Origin of the sequence: Microbacterium sp. 22303 (genome assembly GCF_052045265.1) — a bacterium.
Lineage (GTDB): Bacteria > Actinomycetota > Actinomycetes > Actinomycetales > Microbacteriaceae > Microbacterium.
Window position 1 is genome coordinate 370,954 of record NZ_JBQEOQ010000003.1, and the last position, 15,414, is coordinate 386,367.

The 15,414-nt window shown below is 70.1% G+C and carries 18 protein-coding genes and 1 tRNA gene; 10 read left to right on the forward strand and 9 right to left on the reverse strand.

Going from position 1 to position 15,414, the window contains the following annotated elements; all coding sequences use genetic code 11:
- Window positions 1–8 precede the first annotated feature (8 nt).
- Complete coding sequence (gene ligD / locus ACTJI8_RS11205; protein WP_440733521.1) at window positions 9–1,070, reverse strand: non-homologous end-joining DNA ligase; 1,062 nt, start codon at window positions 1,068–1,070, stop codon at window positions 9–11.
- Window positions 1,071–1,138: 68 nt separating this feature from the next.
- Entirely contained in the window at window positions 1,139–2,029 is an 891-nt protein-coding gene (locus ACTJI8_RS11210) for a LysR family transcriptional regulator ArgP (RefSeq protein WP_440733522.1), read from the reverse strand.
- 71 nt (window positions 2,030–2,100) lie between these two features.
- On the opposite strand from ACTJI8_RS11210, the gene ACTJI8_RS11215 reads away from it, so the two are divergent.
- Complete coding sequence (locus ACTJI8_RS11215) at window positions 2,101–2,781, forward strand: LysE/ArgO family amino acid transporter (protein WP_440733523.1); 681 nt, start codon at window positions 2,101–2,103, stop codon at window positions 2,779–2,781.
- 53 nt (window positions 2,782–2,834) lie between these two features.
- On the opposite strand, the gene ACTJI8_RS11220 is transcribed toward ACTJI8_RS11215, so the two are convergent.
- Window positions 2,835–3,395, reverse strand: a complete 561-nt coding sequence (locus ACTJI8_RS11220; RefSeq protein ID WP_440733524.1) for a MarR family winged helix-turn-helix transcriptional regulator — start codon at window positions 3,393–3,395, stop codon at window positions 2,835–2,837.
- Window positions 3,396–3,468: 73 nt separating this feature from the next.
- On the opposite strand from ACTJI8_RS11220, the gene idi reads away from it, so the two are divergent.
- From idi to ACTJI8_RS11255, 7 genes are read left to right on the forward strand one after another with little or no spacing between them, the layout of a single operon-like run.
- Window positions 3,469–4,023: an isopentenyl-diphosphate Delta-isomerase gene (gene idi / locus ACTJI8_RS11225; protein WP_440733647.1), complete on the forward strand. Its 555-nt coding sequence runs from the start codon at window positions 3,469–3,471 to the stop codon at window positions 4,021–4,023.
- Window positions 4,020–5,075, forward strand: coding sequence for a polyprenyl synthetase family protein (locus ACTJI8_RS11230; protein ID WP_440733525.1), 1,056 nt, complete (start codon window positions 4,020–4,022; stop codon window positions 5,073–5,075). Before idi ends, ACTJI8_RS11230 begins: the two co-directional genes overlap by 4 nt.
- On the forward strand, window positions 5,072–5,950 hold the full coding sequence (locus ACTJI8_RS11235) for a phytoene/squalene synthase family protein (RefSeq protein WP_440733526.1): 879 nt from the start codon (window positions 5,072–5,074) through the stop codon (window positions 5,948–5,950). The genes ACTJI8_RS11230 and ACTJI8_RS11235 overlap by 4 nt, the downstream gene beginning before the upstream one ends.
- Window positions 5,947–7,497, forward strand: coding sequence for a phytoene desaturase family protein (crtI, locus tag ACTJI8_RS11240; protein ID WP_440733527.1), 1,551 nt, complete (start codon window positions 5,947–5,949; stop codon window positions 7,495–7,497). The genes ACTJI8_RS11235 and crtI overlap by 4 nt, the downstream gene beginning before the upstream one ends.
- A complete protein-coding gene (locus ACTJI8_RS11245; protein WP_233310402.1) occupies window positions 7,494–7,823 on the forward strand; it encodes a lycopene cyclase domain-containing protein in 330 nt (109 codons plus the stop codon). The genes crtI and ACTJI8_RS11245 overlap by 4 nt, the downstream gene beginning before the upstream one ends.
- Window positions 7,820–8,185, forward strand: coding sequence for a lycopene cyclase domain-containing protein (locus tag ACTJI8_RS11250; protein ID WP_440733528.1), 366 nt, complete (start codon window positions 7,820–7,822; stop codon window positions 8,183–8,185). The genes ACTJI8_RS11245 and ACTJI8_RS11250 overlap by 4 nt, the downstream gene beginning before the upstream one ends.
- A complete protein-coding gene (locus ACTJI8_RS11255; RefSeq protein ID WP_440733529.1) occupies window positions 8,182–9,075 on the forward strand; it encodes a prenyltransferase in 894 nt (297 codons plus the stop codon). Before ACTJI8_RS11250 ends, ACTJI8_RS11255 begins: the two co-directional genes overlap by 4 nt.
- 17 nt (window positions 9,076–9,092) lie before the next feature.
- Here the strand turns inward: ACTJI8_RS11255 and ACTJI8_RS11260 are convergent, their stop codons facing one another.
- Complete coding sequence (locus ACTJI8_RS11260; protein ID WP_440733530.1) at window positions 9,093–9,656, reverse strand: TetR/AcrR family transcriptional regulator; 564 nt, start codon at window positions 9,654–9,656, stop codon at window positions 9,093–9,095.
- Window positions 9,657–9,712: 56 nt separating this feature from the next.
- On the opposite strand from ACTJI8_RS11260, the gene ACTJI8_RS11265 reads away from it, so the two are divergent.
- Entirely contained in the window at window positions 9,713–10,186 is a 474-nt protein-coding gene (locus ACTJI8_RS11265) for a DUF1772 domain-containing protein (protein ID WP_440733531.1), read from the forward strand.
- Window positions 10,187–10,282: 96 nt separating this feature from the next.
- Here ACTJI8_RS11265 and rplA read toward each other — a convergent pair whose 3' ends face one another.
- The 5 genes from rplA to ACTJI8_RS11290 all read right to left on the reverse strand — a co-directional run bounded on the left by rplA (window position 10,283) and on the right by ACTJI8_RS11290 (window position 13,247).
- A complete protein-coding gene (gene rplA / locus ACTJI8_RS11270) occupies window positions 10,283–10,972 on the reverse strand; it encodes a 50S ribosomal protein L1 (protein ID WP_440733532.1) in 690 nt (229 codons plus the stop codon).
- 11 nt (window positions 10,973–10,983) lie between these two features.
- A complete protein-coding gene (rplK, locus tag ACTJI8_RS11275) occupies window positions 10,984–11,415 on the reverse strand; it encodes a 50S ribosomal protein L11 (RefSeq protein ID WP_045250755.1) in 432 nt (143 codons plus the stop codon).
- 258 nt (window positions 11,416–11,673) lie between these two features.
- Complete coding sequence (nusG, locus tag ACTJI8_RS11280) at window positions 11,674–12,804, reverse strand: transcription termination/antitermination protein NusG (RefSeq protein ID WP_440733533.1); 1,131 nt, start codon at window positions 12,802–12,804, stop codon at window positions 11,674–11,676.
- Window positions 12,805–12,859: 55 nt separating this feature from the next.
- A complete protein-coding gene (gene secE / locus ACTJI8_RS11285) occupies window positions 12,860–13,135 on the reverse strand; it encodes a preprotein translocase subunit SecE (RefSeq protein WP_045250801.1) in 276 nt (91 codons plus the stop codon).
- Between the two features lie 39 nt (window positions 13,136–13,174).
- Window positions 13,175–13,247, reverse strand: a tRNA-Trp gene (locus tag ACTJI8_RS11290).
- 257 nt (window positions 13,248–13,504) lie between these two features.
- Between ACTJI8_RS11290 and ACTJI8_RS11295 the strand changes: the two genes are divergently transcribed.
- Entirely contained in the window at window positions 13,505–15,367 is a 1,863-nt protein-coding gene (locus ACTJI8_RS11295) for an HSP90 family protein (RefSeq protein WP_440733648.1), read from the forward strand.
- The last annotated feature ends 47 nt before the right edge of the window (window positions 15,368–15,414 follow it).

Genomic DNA, 15,414 nt, shown 5'->3' on the forward strand with positions numbered 1-15,414 from the left:
GTCGCGGCTCACTCCCCCACGCGCTCGCCGTTCTCGTCCCAGTTCGCAGCGACCTTCTTCGAGGGCTGCACCCGCGGGGGCTCGCCGGGCATCTTCGGGAACTCCGGCGGGAACGGCATCTCGCCGAGTCCGTTCTCCACGTCGCGGTCCCACCAGCTCAGCAGCGTGTCGATGCGTCCGGGTGCCTCCTGCATACGCGCCCACGGATCGCCGAGGTCGGCCAGGCGCTGCGGCACGGTGCGGACCGTGAACCGGGTGGGATCCACGTCGTCCAGCTCGTCCCACTCGATCGGCGTCGAGACCGTCGCGGCCGGCAGCGCGCGCGGGCTGTAGGCGCCGGCCATCGTGCGGTCGCGATTGGCCTGGTTGAAGTCGACGAAGATGCGCTCCCCGCGCTGCTCCTTCCACCACGCCGTGGTGACGCGATCGGGCATCCGCCGCTCCAGTTCGCGGCCCGCGGCGATCACCGCGTGCCGCACCGTGAGGAACTCCCATTCCGGCACGATCGGGCAGAAGACGTGCAGCCCGCGGTTGCCGCTGGTCTTGATGAACGCCTCCAGTCCCGCCTCACGGAGCACGGCGCGCAGCTCATGCGCCGCGGGGATCGCTTCGGCGATGCCCGTGCCCGGCTGCGGATCGAGGTCGATGCGCAGCTCCACCGGATTGTCGGTGTCGGACGCGAGCGAGGCCCATGGGTGGAAGACGACCGTGTTCATCTGCACGGCCCAGACGATCGCGGCGGTCTCGGTGAGCACGATCTGCGGATGCTTGCGTCCGCTGTTGTACGTGCACATCACGCTCTGCACGAAGTCGGGCGTGCCCTTGGGCGGGTTCTTCGAGAAGAAGCTCTCACCACCGATGCCGTCCCGGAAGCGCTCGAGCGAGACGGGTCTGTTGCCGGTCGAGGTGAGGAACGGCGTCGACACCGTCTGCACGTAGTCGGCGAGCTCGCCCTTCGTGATGGGGCCGCCCTCCGCAGCCGGCCAGACCGCGCGGTTGGGGCTGGACAGGTCCAGGGTCCGGTCGCCGTCGGGTCCGGGAACGGTCAGCGTGATGCGCTCGGATGCCATGACTCGACCCTAGGGTGCGCCGCCGACGCGGCGCCACGGATCCGCGAGAAACCAGAGGCAGCTCGCCGTCAGCGCAGCACGCGATCGGCCTCGGCGCGGATCTCGGCCGCGATCGCCTCCAGCAGTTCGGAGCGCAGGTTCCACTGCTGCCAGAACAGCGGCGAAGCGAACTCCTCGTCGTCGAGCCGCACCAGGCGTCCGTCCGCGAGGCCCGCCTCGGCATGCGGCACGGGAAGCAGCGCCCACCCCAACCCGAGTTCCACGGCGACCGAGAAGTCCGCGGAGGCCGGCACGTGGTGCCGTGGAACCGGCCATGGGTCGACGCCGCGTTCGCGCAGCCAGTCCTGCTGCAGCAGGTCGCGCCGGTCGAAGTCGACGAACGGCGCGTGCGTGAGCGACTCGGCGGTCACGCCATCAGGGAACCAGCGACGCGCGAAGCTCGGAGATGCCGCCGCCACATAGCGCAGCGCACCGAGAGCCTCGACCCGGCAGCCGCCGACCGGCTCCGACTCGCTCGTCACCGCCGCCATCACGGTGCCCGATTCGAGCAGCCGCGCCGTGAAGTTCTGGTCGTCGCGATGCAGGTCGAACTCGACGTCGTATCGCTCGGAGAGCCGGGCGAGCGGGGCCAGGAACCAGGTCGCCATCGAATCGGCATTGACCGCGAGCGGGATCCTGATGCGTGCTCCCTCTCCCTCCGCGGACAGACCGAAACCGGCGATCGCATCGCGCTCGAGGAGAGCGATCTGGCGGCCGAACCGGGCAACGGCCTCCCCTGCCTCGGTGGCTCTCGCGGGCTTGCTTCGCACCAGCAGGATCCGACCGAGCTGCTGCTCCAGTGTCTTGATCCGCTGGCTCACGGCGGACGGGGTCAGCAGCAGTCGGCGGGCCGCCGCCTCGAAGCTGCCCTCGTCGAGCACCGCGGCCACCGTTCGCGCGGACTCCGGATCCACCTGCACATGAGCGATTCTAATCTCGCTTAAGGAATCTTCGCTGGTACTGAACCGGATCCCGGCCATACTCTCGATCCGTGCTCATCCTGCTCTCCGGCCTCGGTCTCATGTTCTCGCTCATCATCGCCGTCGGCGCACAGAACGTGTACGTGCTGCGCCAGGGACTGCGCCGCGAGCACGTGCTGCCCGTGGTCCTGATCTGCGCGGCCTCCGATGCGGCCCTCGTGCTGGCTGGCACCGCAGGGCTCGGCTACCTCGTGAAGACCCTGCCCTGGCTCATCGTGGTGGCGCGCTGGGCCGGGGCGATCTCGCTCGTGGTGTACGGCGTGCTGGCGGCCCGGCGCGCGTGGAAAGCCGGCGGCGAAGCACTGCTCGCCGAACCCGCCATGACCGACCAGGCCGCCCCCGCGGACTCTCCCGAGAACGGATCCGGCGGCACCGCCACGCTGACCCGCACGGCCCCGCTCGCGCCCGTGATCCTGGCGACGCTCGCCTTCACCTGGCTGAACCCCAACGTGTACCTCGACACGGTGCTGCTCATCGGATCCATCGCCGCCACGCACGGCGATGGCCGGTGGCTGTTCGCAGCCGGCGCCATCATCGCGAGCGTCATCTGGTTCTTCGCTCTCGGATTCGGGGCGCGCCACCTCGGCCGCTGGTTGCGCACGCCGCGCGCCTGGCGGATCCTTGACACCGCGATCGCCGCGCTGCTGGTGGTGATGGGGATCAGCCTGGTGCTGCCGGTGTTCTTCGGCTGAGCGCCGATCCGCGTCGGATCCCGGGACAGGTCGGCGACAGCGACGTCCGGGCGCTACTCCTCGCCGCCCGCGGTCTCGCCCTCCGTGGCGGCGAGATCACGCAGGAACCCGGTGACGACGCGGCGGTCGGCCGACGACATCCGGGCAGCGACGTCGAAGCGCCGCGCGTGCAGACGCCCGACCCCCTCCCGGGCCGCCTGACGCGTCGAAGGGGTGACCTGGAGCACGATCGATCGCCGGTCGGCCGGATGCGGCCGCCGGATGATGTGCCCGCCGCGCTCCAGTCGATCGAGCATCTTCGTCGTGGCCGCGGTGCTGATCCCCAGATGGTCGGCCACGGCGCGGGCGGTCGCCACCTGTCCGGCGTTCTCCGCCGCGATGAGAAAGCGCACGGCGCGCATGTCGTTCTGATTGAGGTTCATGTACCGCCGGGAGGCCGCGCTCATGCGCTCGGCCGCGCCGTGCCACGCACGCAGCGCCGCCATCAGCTCGACGATCTCGTCGACCTCCCCATCCGCCAGGTGGTCGCGCCGCACGAGCTCCGCAGCGGGATCGATGAGCCGAGGATCGATCATCGCTCGATCGAGGCGGGGTTCGGATTCGGGGACTTCCACGGGAGGACTCTATGCCATAGAGTTCCAGCTAACCTGGTTAGTTAGTTTCTTAGTTAGCAAAAGGATGATCGTGATCCCTGACGCCGACATGGTCGTGCTCCTGAACGCCGACGGCACCCAGATCGGCGTCGCGCCGAAGAGCAGCGTCCACGGTGCCGACACCCGGCTCCACCTCGCCTTCTCCTGCCACGTGTTCGACGCGCGAGGGCGCCTGCTCGTCACCCGCCGCGCGCTGACGAAAACCGCCTGGCCGGGCGTCTGGACCAACTCTTTCTGCGGACACCCCGCCCCGGAGGAGGGGCTCGTGGACGCCGTGCGCAGACGAGCCGAGCACGAACTCGGACTGCGCCTGGACTCCGTGGAACCGGTGCTGCCGTTCTTCCGCTATCGCGCGACGGACGCCTCCGGCGTCGTCGAGAACGAGATCTGCCCGGTGTACATCGCGACGACCGCGCAGCCGCCCCGCCCGCACCCCGACGAGGTGATCGAGCACCGCTGGGTCGACGCTGACGATCTCGCCGAGTCCGTGCGCCGCACCCCGTGGGCGTTCAGCCCCTGGCTCGTCCTCCAGGCCGAGCTGCTCCCGTTCCTCGGCGGAGGCAGAGGGCTCGAGGAGCTGGCATCGTGAGCGACCGCATGCTCTCGGCGGACGTGCTCGCCGAGGTCGACGCCGTGGTCGACGAGTGCTTCCACGACGTGGCCGAGCGCATCGGCGCAATCGAGGGCTTCGACACGGTGTGGGCTCAGGCCCGCCGCGGCGCACAGGGCGGCAAGATGTTGCGCCCACGGCTCGTGCTCGCCGCGCATCGCGCCTTCGCCGACGAGCCCTCCGACGACGCGATCCGCGCCGCCGCCGCCGTCGAACTGCTCCATCTGGCGTTCCTGCTGCACGACGACGTCATCGACCGCGACCTCGTACGCCGCGGCGGACCCAACCTGATCGCCCTGCGCCGTGATGCGGCCCTCGCCGACGGCGCCGACGAGGCGACCGCCCTCCGATACGGCCAGAGCTGCGCGATCCTGACGGGGGACCTGCTCCTGTCCGCCGCGCACCGTCTCATCGTCGGCCTCGAGGCCTCCGCAGCGCCGCGCAGTGCGCTCTCGAGCATCCTGGCCGATGCGATCGACGCCGCTGCGGTCGGCGAGCATGCGGACATCCGGCTCGGCATCCGAGGCGAGGCCGGTGAGGCGGCGATCCTGCGCACCATGGAGCACAAGACCGCCCGCTACTCGTTCAGCGCGCCCCTGCGGATCGGAGCGCTGCTGGGCGGCGCCCCGGCCGCCACGGTGGAGGCGCTCGGCTTCATCGGCACGACCATCGGCGTGGCCTTCCAGGCACGCGACGATGTGCTCGGAGTCTTCGGCGACCCTCGCCAGACCGGCAAGTCCGTCCTCTCCGACCTGCGGGAGGGCAAGCTGACCCTGCTCATCGCGCACTCGCGAACCCATCCGTCATGGCGGGCCGTGGCGGATCTCTTCGGCGATCCCGAGCTCGATGAGCGGGGTGCGGCCGAGATCCGCACCGCGATCGAGTGCTCGGGCGGGCTCGCCCGCACCGAAGCGGTGATCTCGAGCCTCGTCGTCGAAGCGCGCGCCTCGATGCTGCTCACCGACCTTCCCGCACGCCTGAGGGACGACCTGGAGCACCTGATCGTCAGCGCGACGGAGCGCCGCCGATGACCGCAGACACAGGGCTGGCCCTCTACGATCGAGCCGCCGCGCGCGGATCGGCCCAGATCCTGGTGAGCTACTCCACGTCCTTCCGGCTCGCGAGCCGGCTGTGCTCTCCCGTCGTGCGCGCGGACCTCGCCGCGATCTACGCGCTGGTGCGGGTCGCCGACGAGATCGTCGACGGCTGCGCCGCGGGCGCCGGGCTCTCCCCTGCGCAATGCCGTGCGGTGCTGGACGGGCTCGAACGCGAGCTCGAGACCGCACTGCGCGCCGGATACAGCGCGAACCTCGTCGTGCACGCGTTCGCCGCCACCGCACGCGCGACCGGGATCGGCACCGACCTGACGCGCCCGTTCTTCGCGTCGATGCGGCGCGATCTCACCCCCGTCGTCTTCACGCACGAGCGCGAGCTCGACGAGTACGTGTACGGATCCGCCGAAGTGGTCGGACTCATGTGCCTGGCTTCGTTCCGCCGCGGGCTGGAGCCGGATCCGGTGCGCGATGCGCGCTGGGATCGCGGCGCGATCGCCCTCGGATCGGCGTTCCAGCGGGTGAACTTCCTCCGCGACCTCGGCCAGGACGCCGACGCGCTCGGACGAGCCTACTTCCCCGGCGTCGACCCGCACTCGTTCACCGACGCGCAGCGCGACAGCATCCTGGATCGGGTGGACGCGGATCTCTCGACCGCCGACGCCGTGATCGGCGAGCTGCCCTCGTCCTCGCGCCGGGCAGTGGCGGCCGCGCACCTGCTCTATGCGGATCTCTCCACCCGGCTGCGGCGCACGCCCGCGCAGGAGCTGGTCGTCCGCCGGATCCGCGTACCCGCCTCGCGCAAGGCCGCCCTGTTCGGCCGCGCGATGCTCCGCGGCGGGGGCGCCCGGTGAGCCGCGTCGCGGTTCTCGGCGGGGGGATCTCCGGGCTCGCGGCGGCGGCGCTGCTCGCCACGGACGGCCACGATGTATCCCTCTTCGAGCAGTCCGACCGACTCGGCGGACGCGCGGGGAGCTGGGAGAGGGAGGGGTTCCGGTTCGACACGGGCCCCTCGTGGTACCTCATGCCCGAGGTGTTCGACCACTGCTTCCGCCTTCTGGGCACGAGCGCCGAGAAGGAGCTCGATCTCATCCGCCTCGATCCCGCCTACCGGGTGTTCTCCGACAACGAGGCTCCGCTCGACATGCACTCCGCCCGCGACCGCTCGCTCGCCCTGTTCGAATCGCTCGAGCCCGGCGCCGGGGCCGCCCTCGCCCGTCATCTCGACTCCGCGGCGCGCACGGCCCGCATCGCCACCGACCGCTTCCTGTACACCGATTTCTCGCACCCGCGGGCGTTCCTCCCCGGGAGCGACGTCGGCGAGCTGCCGCGTCTGGCCACGCTGCTGGGCACCTCGCTGCAGAGCATGGTCGAGTCCTCCTTCTCGGACCGGAGGCTGCGGCAGATCCTGCAGTATCCCGCGGTCTTCCTCGGCGGGGCGCCCTCGATCGCCCCCGCGCTGTTCCATCTGATGAGCACGTTCGATCTGGAGGACGGCGTGCAGTACCCGCAGGGCGGCTTCACCACGGTCATCGACGCGTTCGCGCGGCGAGCGCGCGTCGCCGGGGCCCGGCTGCACACCGGTGCACAGGTGCGCCGGATCCTGATCGAACGCGGAGCCGTGCGCGGCATCGCCGTGGCCACGGACGGCGTCGTCCGGGAGGAGCCGTTCGATCGCATCGTGAGCACGGTCGACATGCACCACAGCGACACGGCGCTGCTGCCCTCGGCGGCCCGCGAACGCTCGCCCCGGCGCTGGCGGCGGATGAACCCCGGAACCGGCGCGGTGCTCGCGATGCTGGGCGTCCGCGGACGCCTGCCGGGGCTCGCCCACCACAACCTGTTCTTCACCGAGGACTGGGACGCGAACTTCGACGCGATCTTCGGATCCGCCCCGCGGGTGCCGGAACCGGCGTCGTTCTACGCGTGCATGCCCAGCGCCACCGACGACACGGTCGCGCCGCAGGGCGACGAGAACCTGTTCCTGCTCGTCCCCGTGCCGGCGGATCCGGCGATCGGTGTGGGAGGTCTCGACGGCCGCGGCGCTGCCGCGGTGGAACGCATCGCCGACCGGGCGATCTCCGAGCTCGCGGTGCACGCGGGCGCGCCCGATCTCGCAGAGCGCATCGTCGTACGGCGCACCGTGGGTCCTGCCGACTTCGCCCGCGACCTGCACTCGTACCGCGGGTCGGCGCTCGGCCCCGCGCACACGCTGCGGCAGAGTGCCTTCCTGCGCGGGCGCACGCGTTCCCGCACGACCCGCGGACTGTTCTATGCGGGCGCGACGACGCTGCCGGGGATCGGTCTGCCCATGTGCCTCATCAGTGCAGAGCTCGTGCTGAAGGCGTTCCGCGACGATCGCACGAGCGGACCGCTGCCCGTGCCGGCGGAGGCGTGGTGAGCTTCCTCCATCTCGCGCTGCTGCTGGTGTCGATCGCGGGCGTCGGCGTCATCGACCGGCGCTGGCGACTGTTCCTCTGGGCCGAGCCGGGGCGAGCGCTGCTCATCCTGGCCGCGGGCGCCGGAGTGCTGCTGCTCTGGGATGTCGTCGGGATCGCGACCGGCATCTTCACGCGTGAGCCCAACCCGCTCTCCACCGGCGTCCTGCTCCTGCCCCATCTGCCGATCGAGGAGCCGGTGTTCCTCCTGTTCCTGGTGCAGCTGACCATGGTGCTCTACACGGGCGCACTGCGGATCCTGCGTGCACGCGAGGAGCGCCGTCGATGAACGGCACGTATCTGATCGTCGACGCGACCTTCCTCGTCCCCTGCATCGTGATGCAGGGGCTCACCTGGCGCCGGGCGCCTGCAGGTCACGGCGCGGCGCTCGTCCTCGCGGCCTTCGGCCTCATCGTGCTCACCGCCGTCTTCGATTCGCTCATGATCGCCGCAGGCCTGTTCACGTACGCGCCGGGCCTGATCAGCGGGATCAGGATCGGCCTGGCCCCGATCGAGGACCTCGCGTATCCCATCGCGGCCGCTCTGCTCGGCTCGGCCGCGTGGAACCTGCGCCGCTCGTCACCCGAGGAGCGGCTGCAGAGGGCTGAACGGGGTCCCGACGCCCGCACCCCGGAGGACCGACCACGATGAGCATGACCACAGCACGATCCCTACCCCTCGATCTGCTGCTGACCTCTCGGCCGCTGAGCTGGATCAACACCGCCTTCGGTTTCGCGGCCGCCTACATCCTGACGACCGGCCGCGTAGACGCTGCCCTCGCGGTCGGCACGCTGTTCTTCCTCGTGCCGTACAACCTCACGATGTACGGCATCAACGACGTCTTCGACTATGCGTCGGACCTCGCGAATCCGCGCAAGGGCGGTGCGGAGGGCGCCGTGCTCTCTCCGACACTGCACCGCGCGGTGATGGCATGGTCACTGCTGCTCCCGGTGCCGTTCATCGTCTTCCTCGTCGCGCTCGGGGATCCGGTGTCCTGGCTGGTACTGGCGTTCAGCCTGTTCGCCGTGATCGCCTACTCCGTGCCAGGGCTGCGGTTCAAGGAGATCCCCTTCCTGGACTCGGCGACGTCGAGCGTCCACTTCGTCTCTCCCGCTGTCTACGGGCTCGTGCTGGCGCGCGCGACGCCGACGCCGGCGCTCGTGATGCTGTTACTCGCCTTCTTCGCGTGGGGCGTCGCGAGCCACGCGTTCGGCGCGGTGCAGGACGTCGTCCCGGACCGAGATGCAGGGATCGCCTCGATCGCGACCGTGCTGGGCGCGAAGCGGACCGTGCGCTTCGCGTCGGCGATGTGGGCGCTCGCCGGCGCGCTCATGCTCTTCACGTCATGGCCGGGCCCACTCGGGGCCGTCCTCGTGCTGCCGTACATCGGCGCCGTCTGGCCGTTCCGCTCGGTCTCGGACGAGGGATCAGGAGCGACGAACCGAGGATGGCGCCGCTTCCTCCTGCTGAACTACGTGTGCGGCTTCCTCGCCACCATGCTGCTCATCTGGTGGGCGGCCCAGGGCGGTGCGGCGTTCTGAGCGGGCCGCTTCAGGCGTCAGGACACGAACAGCGCGATGATCGCGCCGAGACGCGCCTGTTCCAGCGCAGGGTCGAGCCTCTCGGACGCCGACAGCCTCGCGACGCCGTGGAGCATGCTCCACAGCAGCTCCGCGCGCACGACCGCGGTCCGCTCATCGACCTCGCCCATCGATGCCGCGCGCAGGAAGGGTTCGAATGCGGCGCGCAGTTGGGCAGGCGTCTGCTCGGCTGCGAACACGATGCGGGTGCGTGCCTCGAACATCGCCTCGTACAGGGCAGGGTGGGCGCGGGCGAACGCCAGGTAGGCGCGGACGAGGTGCTCGAGCGGATCCGCCTCGACCGGATCCACAAGCTCGTCCGTCATCGCCACGAATCCTGCGATCATCACCTGCTCGACGATCTCGTCCCGCCCGCCGGGGAAGTTGCGGTACAGGATCGGCTGGCTGAAGCCGATCTCGGCCGCCAGCCGCCGGACGGTCACGGCCGACCACCCCTCCGTCTCGGCGACGCGTCGGGCGGCGTCGACGATGGCACGGGAGCGCTCCGCGGGATCGGCGCGCGGGGGCGTTGACGGGGTCATGGCACGATGTTAGCATCGCTAACTGTTAGCATCGCTAACCCAAAGAAGGAGAAGCCATGTCCTTTGCGATCATCACCACCGCCATCGGCGCCATCACCGCCATCGCCGTCATCTTCGGCACCGACGTGCTCGCCGCCGTCGTGCTGCGCGCCGTCTACGCCGAGGTCGATGAACCGACCCTCGTACAGGTGGTCGGCCGCGGCCACTACTACGGGGATCGCCGACTGCCGGGCTTCGGCATCGCGGGCGTGGTGCTCACGGTGGCGACCGCCGCGCTCTCGGCATTCTGGGGCAGCCTCGCCGCCGCCGTCCTCGCGACCGTCGCGCTCGTGGCCCTGCTGCTCTGGCTCGTGCTGTTCGGCACGATCGCGAAACCGATCAACACGACGCTCACCGCTGCTGCACTCGGAGGCACCGTGCCGACCGACGTCCGGGCCCTGCAGGATCGGTGGGAGTCGATCATCCCCCTGCGGGCCACGCTGCAGGGACTCGCCCTGGTGCTGCTGTGCGTCGCGCTGGTGGTGCGCTGAACGGCGACCGCGACGGTCAGCGCCACCCGCGAAACGATCAGCAACGCAGAAGACCCCCGCCCCGAGGGGCGAGGGTCTTCGTGATGAGCGTCAGGCTCAGATGGCGTTGACGTCCAGCGGGATGCCGGGGCCGAACGTGGTCGACACCGCACCCTTCTGGATGTAGCGGCCCTTCGAGCTGGACGGCTTGAGGCGAACGATCTCCTCGAGCGCGGCCTTCATGTTCTCGTCGAGCTGCTCGGCCGAGAACGATGCCTTGCCGACGACGAAGTGCACGTTGGCGTGCTTGTCGACGCGGAACTCGATCTTTCCGCCCTTGATCTCCTCGACGGCCTTGGCCGGGTTCGGGGTCACGGTGCCGGTCTTCGGGTTCGGCATCAGACCACGCGGGCCGAGCACCTTGCCGAGACGGCCGACCTGGCCCATGAGCTCCGGGGTGGAGACCGCGGCGTCGAAGTTGGTCCAGCCGCCGGCGACCTTCTCGATGAGCTCGGCGCCGCCGACCTCATCCGCACCCGCGGCGATCGCGGCCTCAGCGGCCGGACCCGTCGCGAACACGATGACGCGGGCGGTCTTGCCGGTGCCGTGCGGGAGGATGACGGTGCCGCGCACCATCTGGTCCGCCTTGCGCGGGTCGACCGAGAGCTTCAGCGCGACCTCGACGGTCGAGTCGAACTTCGCGGAGCCGGTCTCCTTCGCGAGGACCACGGCCTCGGTCGGGGTGTAGAAGCGGTCTGCCTCGATCTTCGCGGCAGCAGCGTTGTAAGCCTTGGACTTGGTAGCCATTGTTATCTCCCTCAGCCCTCGACCGTGATGCCCATGGAACGGGCGGTTCCGGCGATGATCTTGGACGCGGCGTCGATGTCGTTCGCGTTCAGGTCGGCCTGCTTCTGCTCGGCGATCTGACGGACCTGCTCGGCGGTGATCTTCGCGACCTTGACGGTGTGCGGAGTGGCAGAGCCCTTCTGCACGCCCGCAGCCTTCTTGATCAGCTCGGCGGCCGGCGGGGTCTTCAGGATGAACGTGAAGCTGCGGTCCTCGTAGACGGTGATCTCGACGGGGATGACGTTGCCGCGCTGCGACTCGGTCGCGGCGTTGTACGCCTTGCAGAACTCCATGATGTTGACGCCATGCTGACCGAGCGCGGGGCCGATCGGCGGCGCCGGGTTGGCTGCACCGGCGTTGATCTGAAGCTTGATCAGGCCGGTCACCTTCTTCTTCGGTGCCATAGTGATTCCTTTCTCGAGCGGATGCCGGAGGCATCCCTCTCCCGCGGATCCGGCATCTCCGGAACGCGGTGGCGTTCGCGCGCACGACGAGGCGGCGCACAAACCATAGAAGTCTACCGGATCCCGGGCGCGTCCGCGCACAGGCAGCCACCGGGTCGGGACGCCGGCGCGACATGGGGCCCGCGACCACGCCGATGACGAAGCGAGAACGGCCGCCCCCGAGGGGACGGCCGTTCCGCGTGCGCTTCCGGGGAAGCGTCAGATCATCTTGGTGACCTGGTCGAACGACAGCTCGACCGGGGTCTCGCGCTCGAACAGCGAGACGAGCACGGTGAGCTTGCCGCTCTCCGGCTTGATCTCGGAGATCGAACCGGGAAGGCCCGCGAACGAGCCCTCCTTGATCGTGATGGTCTCGCCGATCTCGAAATCGACCTCGGCCGCGAGCGGGCGGGCCACGGCGACGCCGCCCTTGGCAGCGACGGCCTTGGCGGTCGGGACGTCCTTGACCTCGACGAGGGACTTCAGCATGTTGAAGGCCTCTTCGAAGCGCAGCGGGGTCGGGTTGTGCGCGTTGCCGACGAAGCCGGTGACGCCGGGCGTGTGCCGCACGACGGACCAGGTGTCCTCGTTGAGCTCCATGCGCACGAGCACGTAGCCGGGGATCCGGACGCGCGTGACCATCTTGCGCTGGCCGTTCTTGATCTCGACGACGTCCTCCATCGGGACCTCGATCTGGTAGATGTCGTCCTCGACCTCGAGCGTCGACTTGCGCTGCTCGATGTTGGCCTTCACCTTGCGCTCGAAGCCGGCGTAGGAGTGGATCACGTACCACTTGCCGGGGAGCATCCGGAGGTCCATGCGGAAGGCCTCGTACGGGTCCTCCTCCGCATCGGCCTCGTCGACGTCGCTCGGCGCGCTCGCTGCGTCGGCAGGATCGAGTTCGGACTCGACCGCGTCCACGACACCGGCGGCCGCGTCGATCTCTGCGACCTCCTCGGGGTCGAGGACGGGGGCGTCCTCCTCGCCGTTCACGTCGGGGCCGTCGTACGGCGTGACCTCGTCAGCAGCAGCGGCCTTGCGGTCTGCGGCCTCTTCGGCCACCGAGTCGTTGAGGACCTCTGCGGCGGCCTCGGACTCGGCCGCCTGGTCCAGGTTGAGAGCGTCGTTCACGATCGCGTCTGCCTCCGGGTCATCTTCGAATTCGATGTCTTCGTCGTCCACGTCGTCCTCGTCGCCCTCGATGTGCAGGGCGACCCGCTCGGCGGCGGTGACGGCGCGCTCCTCGGAGGCGAGCACGTCGCCCTCCTGGGCCTCGTCGTCCTCACTGGACTGCTCGGCGGCGGTCGCCCAGTCGACGTCGTCTCCGAGGTATCGTTCGCGTTCGGACACTGGTTCTTCTCTCCTTCAGGTTCGGCCCGGGGTCAGTTGCCACCGGGCCGCGGGATCACGCGGTTTTCCCGGGAACCCCGAAGACTTGCGTCGTCAGCCACGAGAAGGCCATGTCGAGCCCGTACACGAGGGCCATCATCACGATCACGAAGCCCAGTACGACCAGGGTGTACTTGACGAGCTCCTTGCGCGTGGGGGTGACCACCTTGCGGAGCTCGGCGATCACCTGACGGAAGAACAGCGCGATGCGACCGAAGAAGCCCAGCTTCTTATCGCGGCTCGCGCCGCCGTTCGCCGTGGGAACCACGGCGCCCGATGCGTCTTGAACCATCCTGGAGTACCTTTCGTGTGCCGGCTGCGCGCCGACGCGCAGGGCGGACAGGAATCGAACCTGCAACCTGCGGTTTTGGAGACCGCTGCTCTGCCAATTGAGCTACCGCCCTAGAGATCCGAGGATCTCTGTCCGCATCTTCTCCGCGTTCCGGGAGACCCGGGGCACGGCGAAAGAATGCAGACAACAACTGCTCGTCCAGTGTACGGCATCCGCACCGGCCCTCCGAACCGGGGCTGCATCCCGGGCGCGGCACATGGGCACCGGGCTCCCCCGCGCGCGGACGCCCGTCGACCCCGAGCGGTGCTTGTTAGGCTCGGCATGCGGTCGACGAGCCTCCACGGATCGGCGCCCGCGGAGGGAGAGTCGATGGCGGCGGAGGATCCGGCACCCGCGGACGCGCAGCAGTTCCAGGTGGACCTGCGCGGCGTCGTGGACCTGCTCAGCCGCCACATCTACTCCGGACCCCGGGTCTACCTGCGCGAGCTGCTGCAGAACGCCCGGGACGCCCTCGCCGCGCGGCTCGAGGTCGACGGGCTCGGCGGCACCATCCGGATCCGTCCGCTCCCTGCCGAGGGCGGCGAGTTCGTGCTCAGCGACGACGGCGTCGGCCTCACCGCCGACGAGGTCGCCGAGTTGCTCGCGACGGTCGGACGCAGCTCCAAGCGCGACATCTTCGACCTGCCCCGCAGCGACTACCTGGGCCAGTTCGGCATCGGGCTGCTCAGCTGCTTCATGGTGGCGGACGAGATCGTGATCCGTTCCCGCAGCGCCCGTGGCGGTCGGGCGGTCGAATGGATCGGATCCGCCGACGGCACATTCCGGGTACGCGAGCTCGACGAGGACCTGCCCATCGGAACCAGCGTGCATCTGGTGCCGCGCTTCGACGCCGGCGACCTGCTGCGCGCGGATGCCGTGCGTGAGCTCGCCACGACCTTCGCCGAGTTCCTGCCCACGACCGTGCTGCTGGAGCTGCCCGGCGGCGACGTGCGGATCACGCACGAGGCGCCGTTCCTCGACCCGCGGCAGGATCCGGCCGCGACGGCCGCCTACGGCCGCGAGATCATCGGATCCGCTCCGCTCGACATCATCGAGCTCACCGAGCCCGCCACCGGGACACGCGGTGTCGCCTATGTGCTGCCCTTCGCTCCCCCGCCCGGCGCCCGGCAGGCGACGCGGATGTACCTCGGCCGCATGCTGCTGTCCGAGCGCGCGGACGACGTGCTGCCGGACTGGGCGTTCTTCGTACGCGCCGTGATCGACTCCAGCGGCCTGAACCCCACGGCCAGCCGCGAGTCGCTGGTCGACGACGAGGCGCTCGCCCTCGTGCGGGAGCAGCTCGGCGCGGCGCTGCGGCGCTGGGTGCTGGAGCTGGGACTGCGCGAACCGCACCGGCTCGCGCAGTTCGTCGCGGTGCACGAGGTGGGGCTCAAGTCGCTCATCCGGCACGACGACGAGCTCGCCCGGTTCATCACGCGCTGGCTCACCGTGGAGACGACGCACGGCACGCTGAGCGTCGGAGACCTCGTCGAACGCTACGAGCGGATCCGCTACGCGGAGACCGTGGACGAGTTCCGCCAGGTCGCCGGCATCAGCCGAGCCGAGCAGATCCTGGTGAACGGCGGCTATCTGTACGACGCGGATCTGATCCGCCGCCTCCCGGAGCTGTTTCCGGCGGTCACCGTCGAGCGGGTCGACGTCGTGAGCGAACTGGACCGGCTGGACTCGCCTCCGCTGGACGACAGGGCCGCCGCGGTCGCGCTGGAGGATCGTGCGGGCGCCGTGCTGGCCGACGTCGGGTGCGCCGTCGTGGTGCGCACCATCGACCAGCCGGAGCTGCCCTCGCTGTACGTCGCGGACCCCGCCGTCCTGCGGCGCATCGACCGCACCAGGACCAAGGGCATCGCGGGCTCCCTCTGGGGCGGCGTGCTGGACCGCATCGACGGCGCGGTGGGCGAGGACCGGAACGACGACCTCACGGCCCGGCTGTGCCTGAACTGGGGCAATCGTGTGGTGCGCTCGCTGAGCGCGGTCGCCGACGACGCGGTGTTCGCGCGCACCGTGCAGCTGCTGTACATCCAGGCGCTGCTCGCCGGGCACCGTCCGCTCGGCGACGCCGACCGGGCCCTGATGACCGGCGCACTGTCCGATCTCGTCGCGCTGTCGGCCGGAGTGACCGGCCTCGAGCTTCCCCCATTGGCCGACGAACCCGATCCCCTCACCCCGTCCTGACGACGGGGGCCAGGATCCCGCACGACGGCGGGAGCACTTCCCTCGCG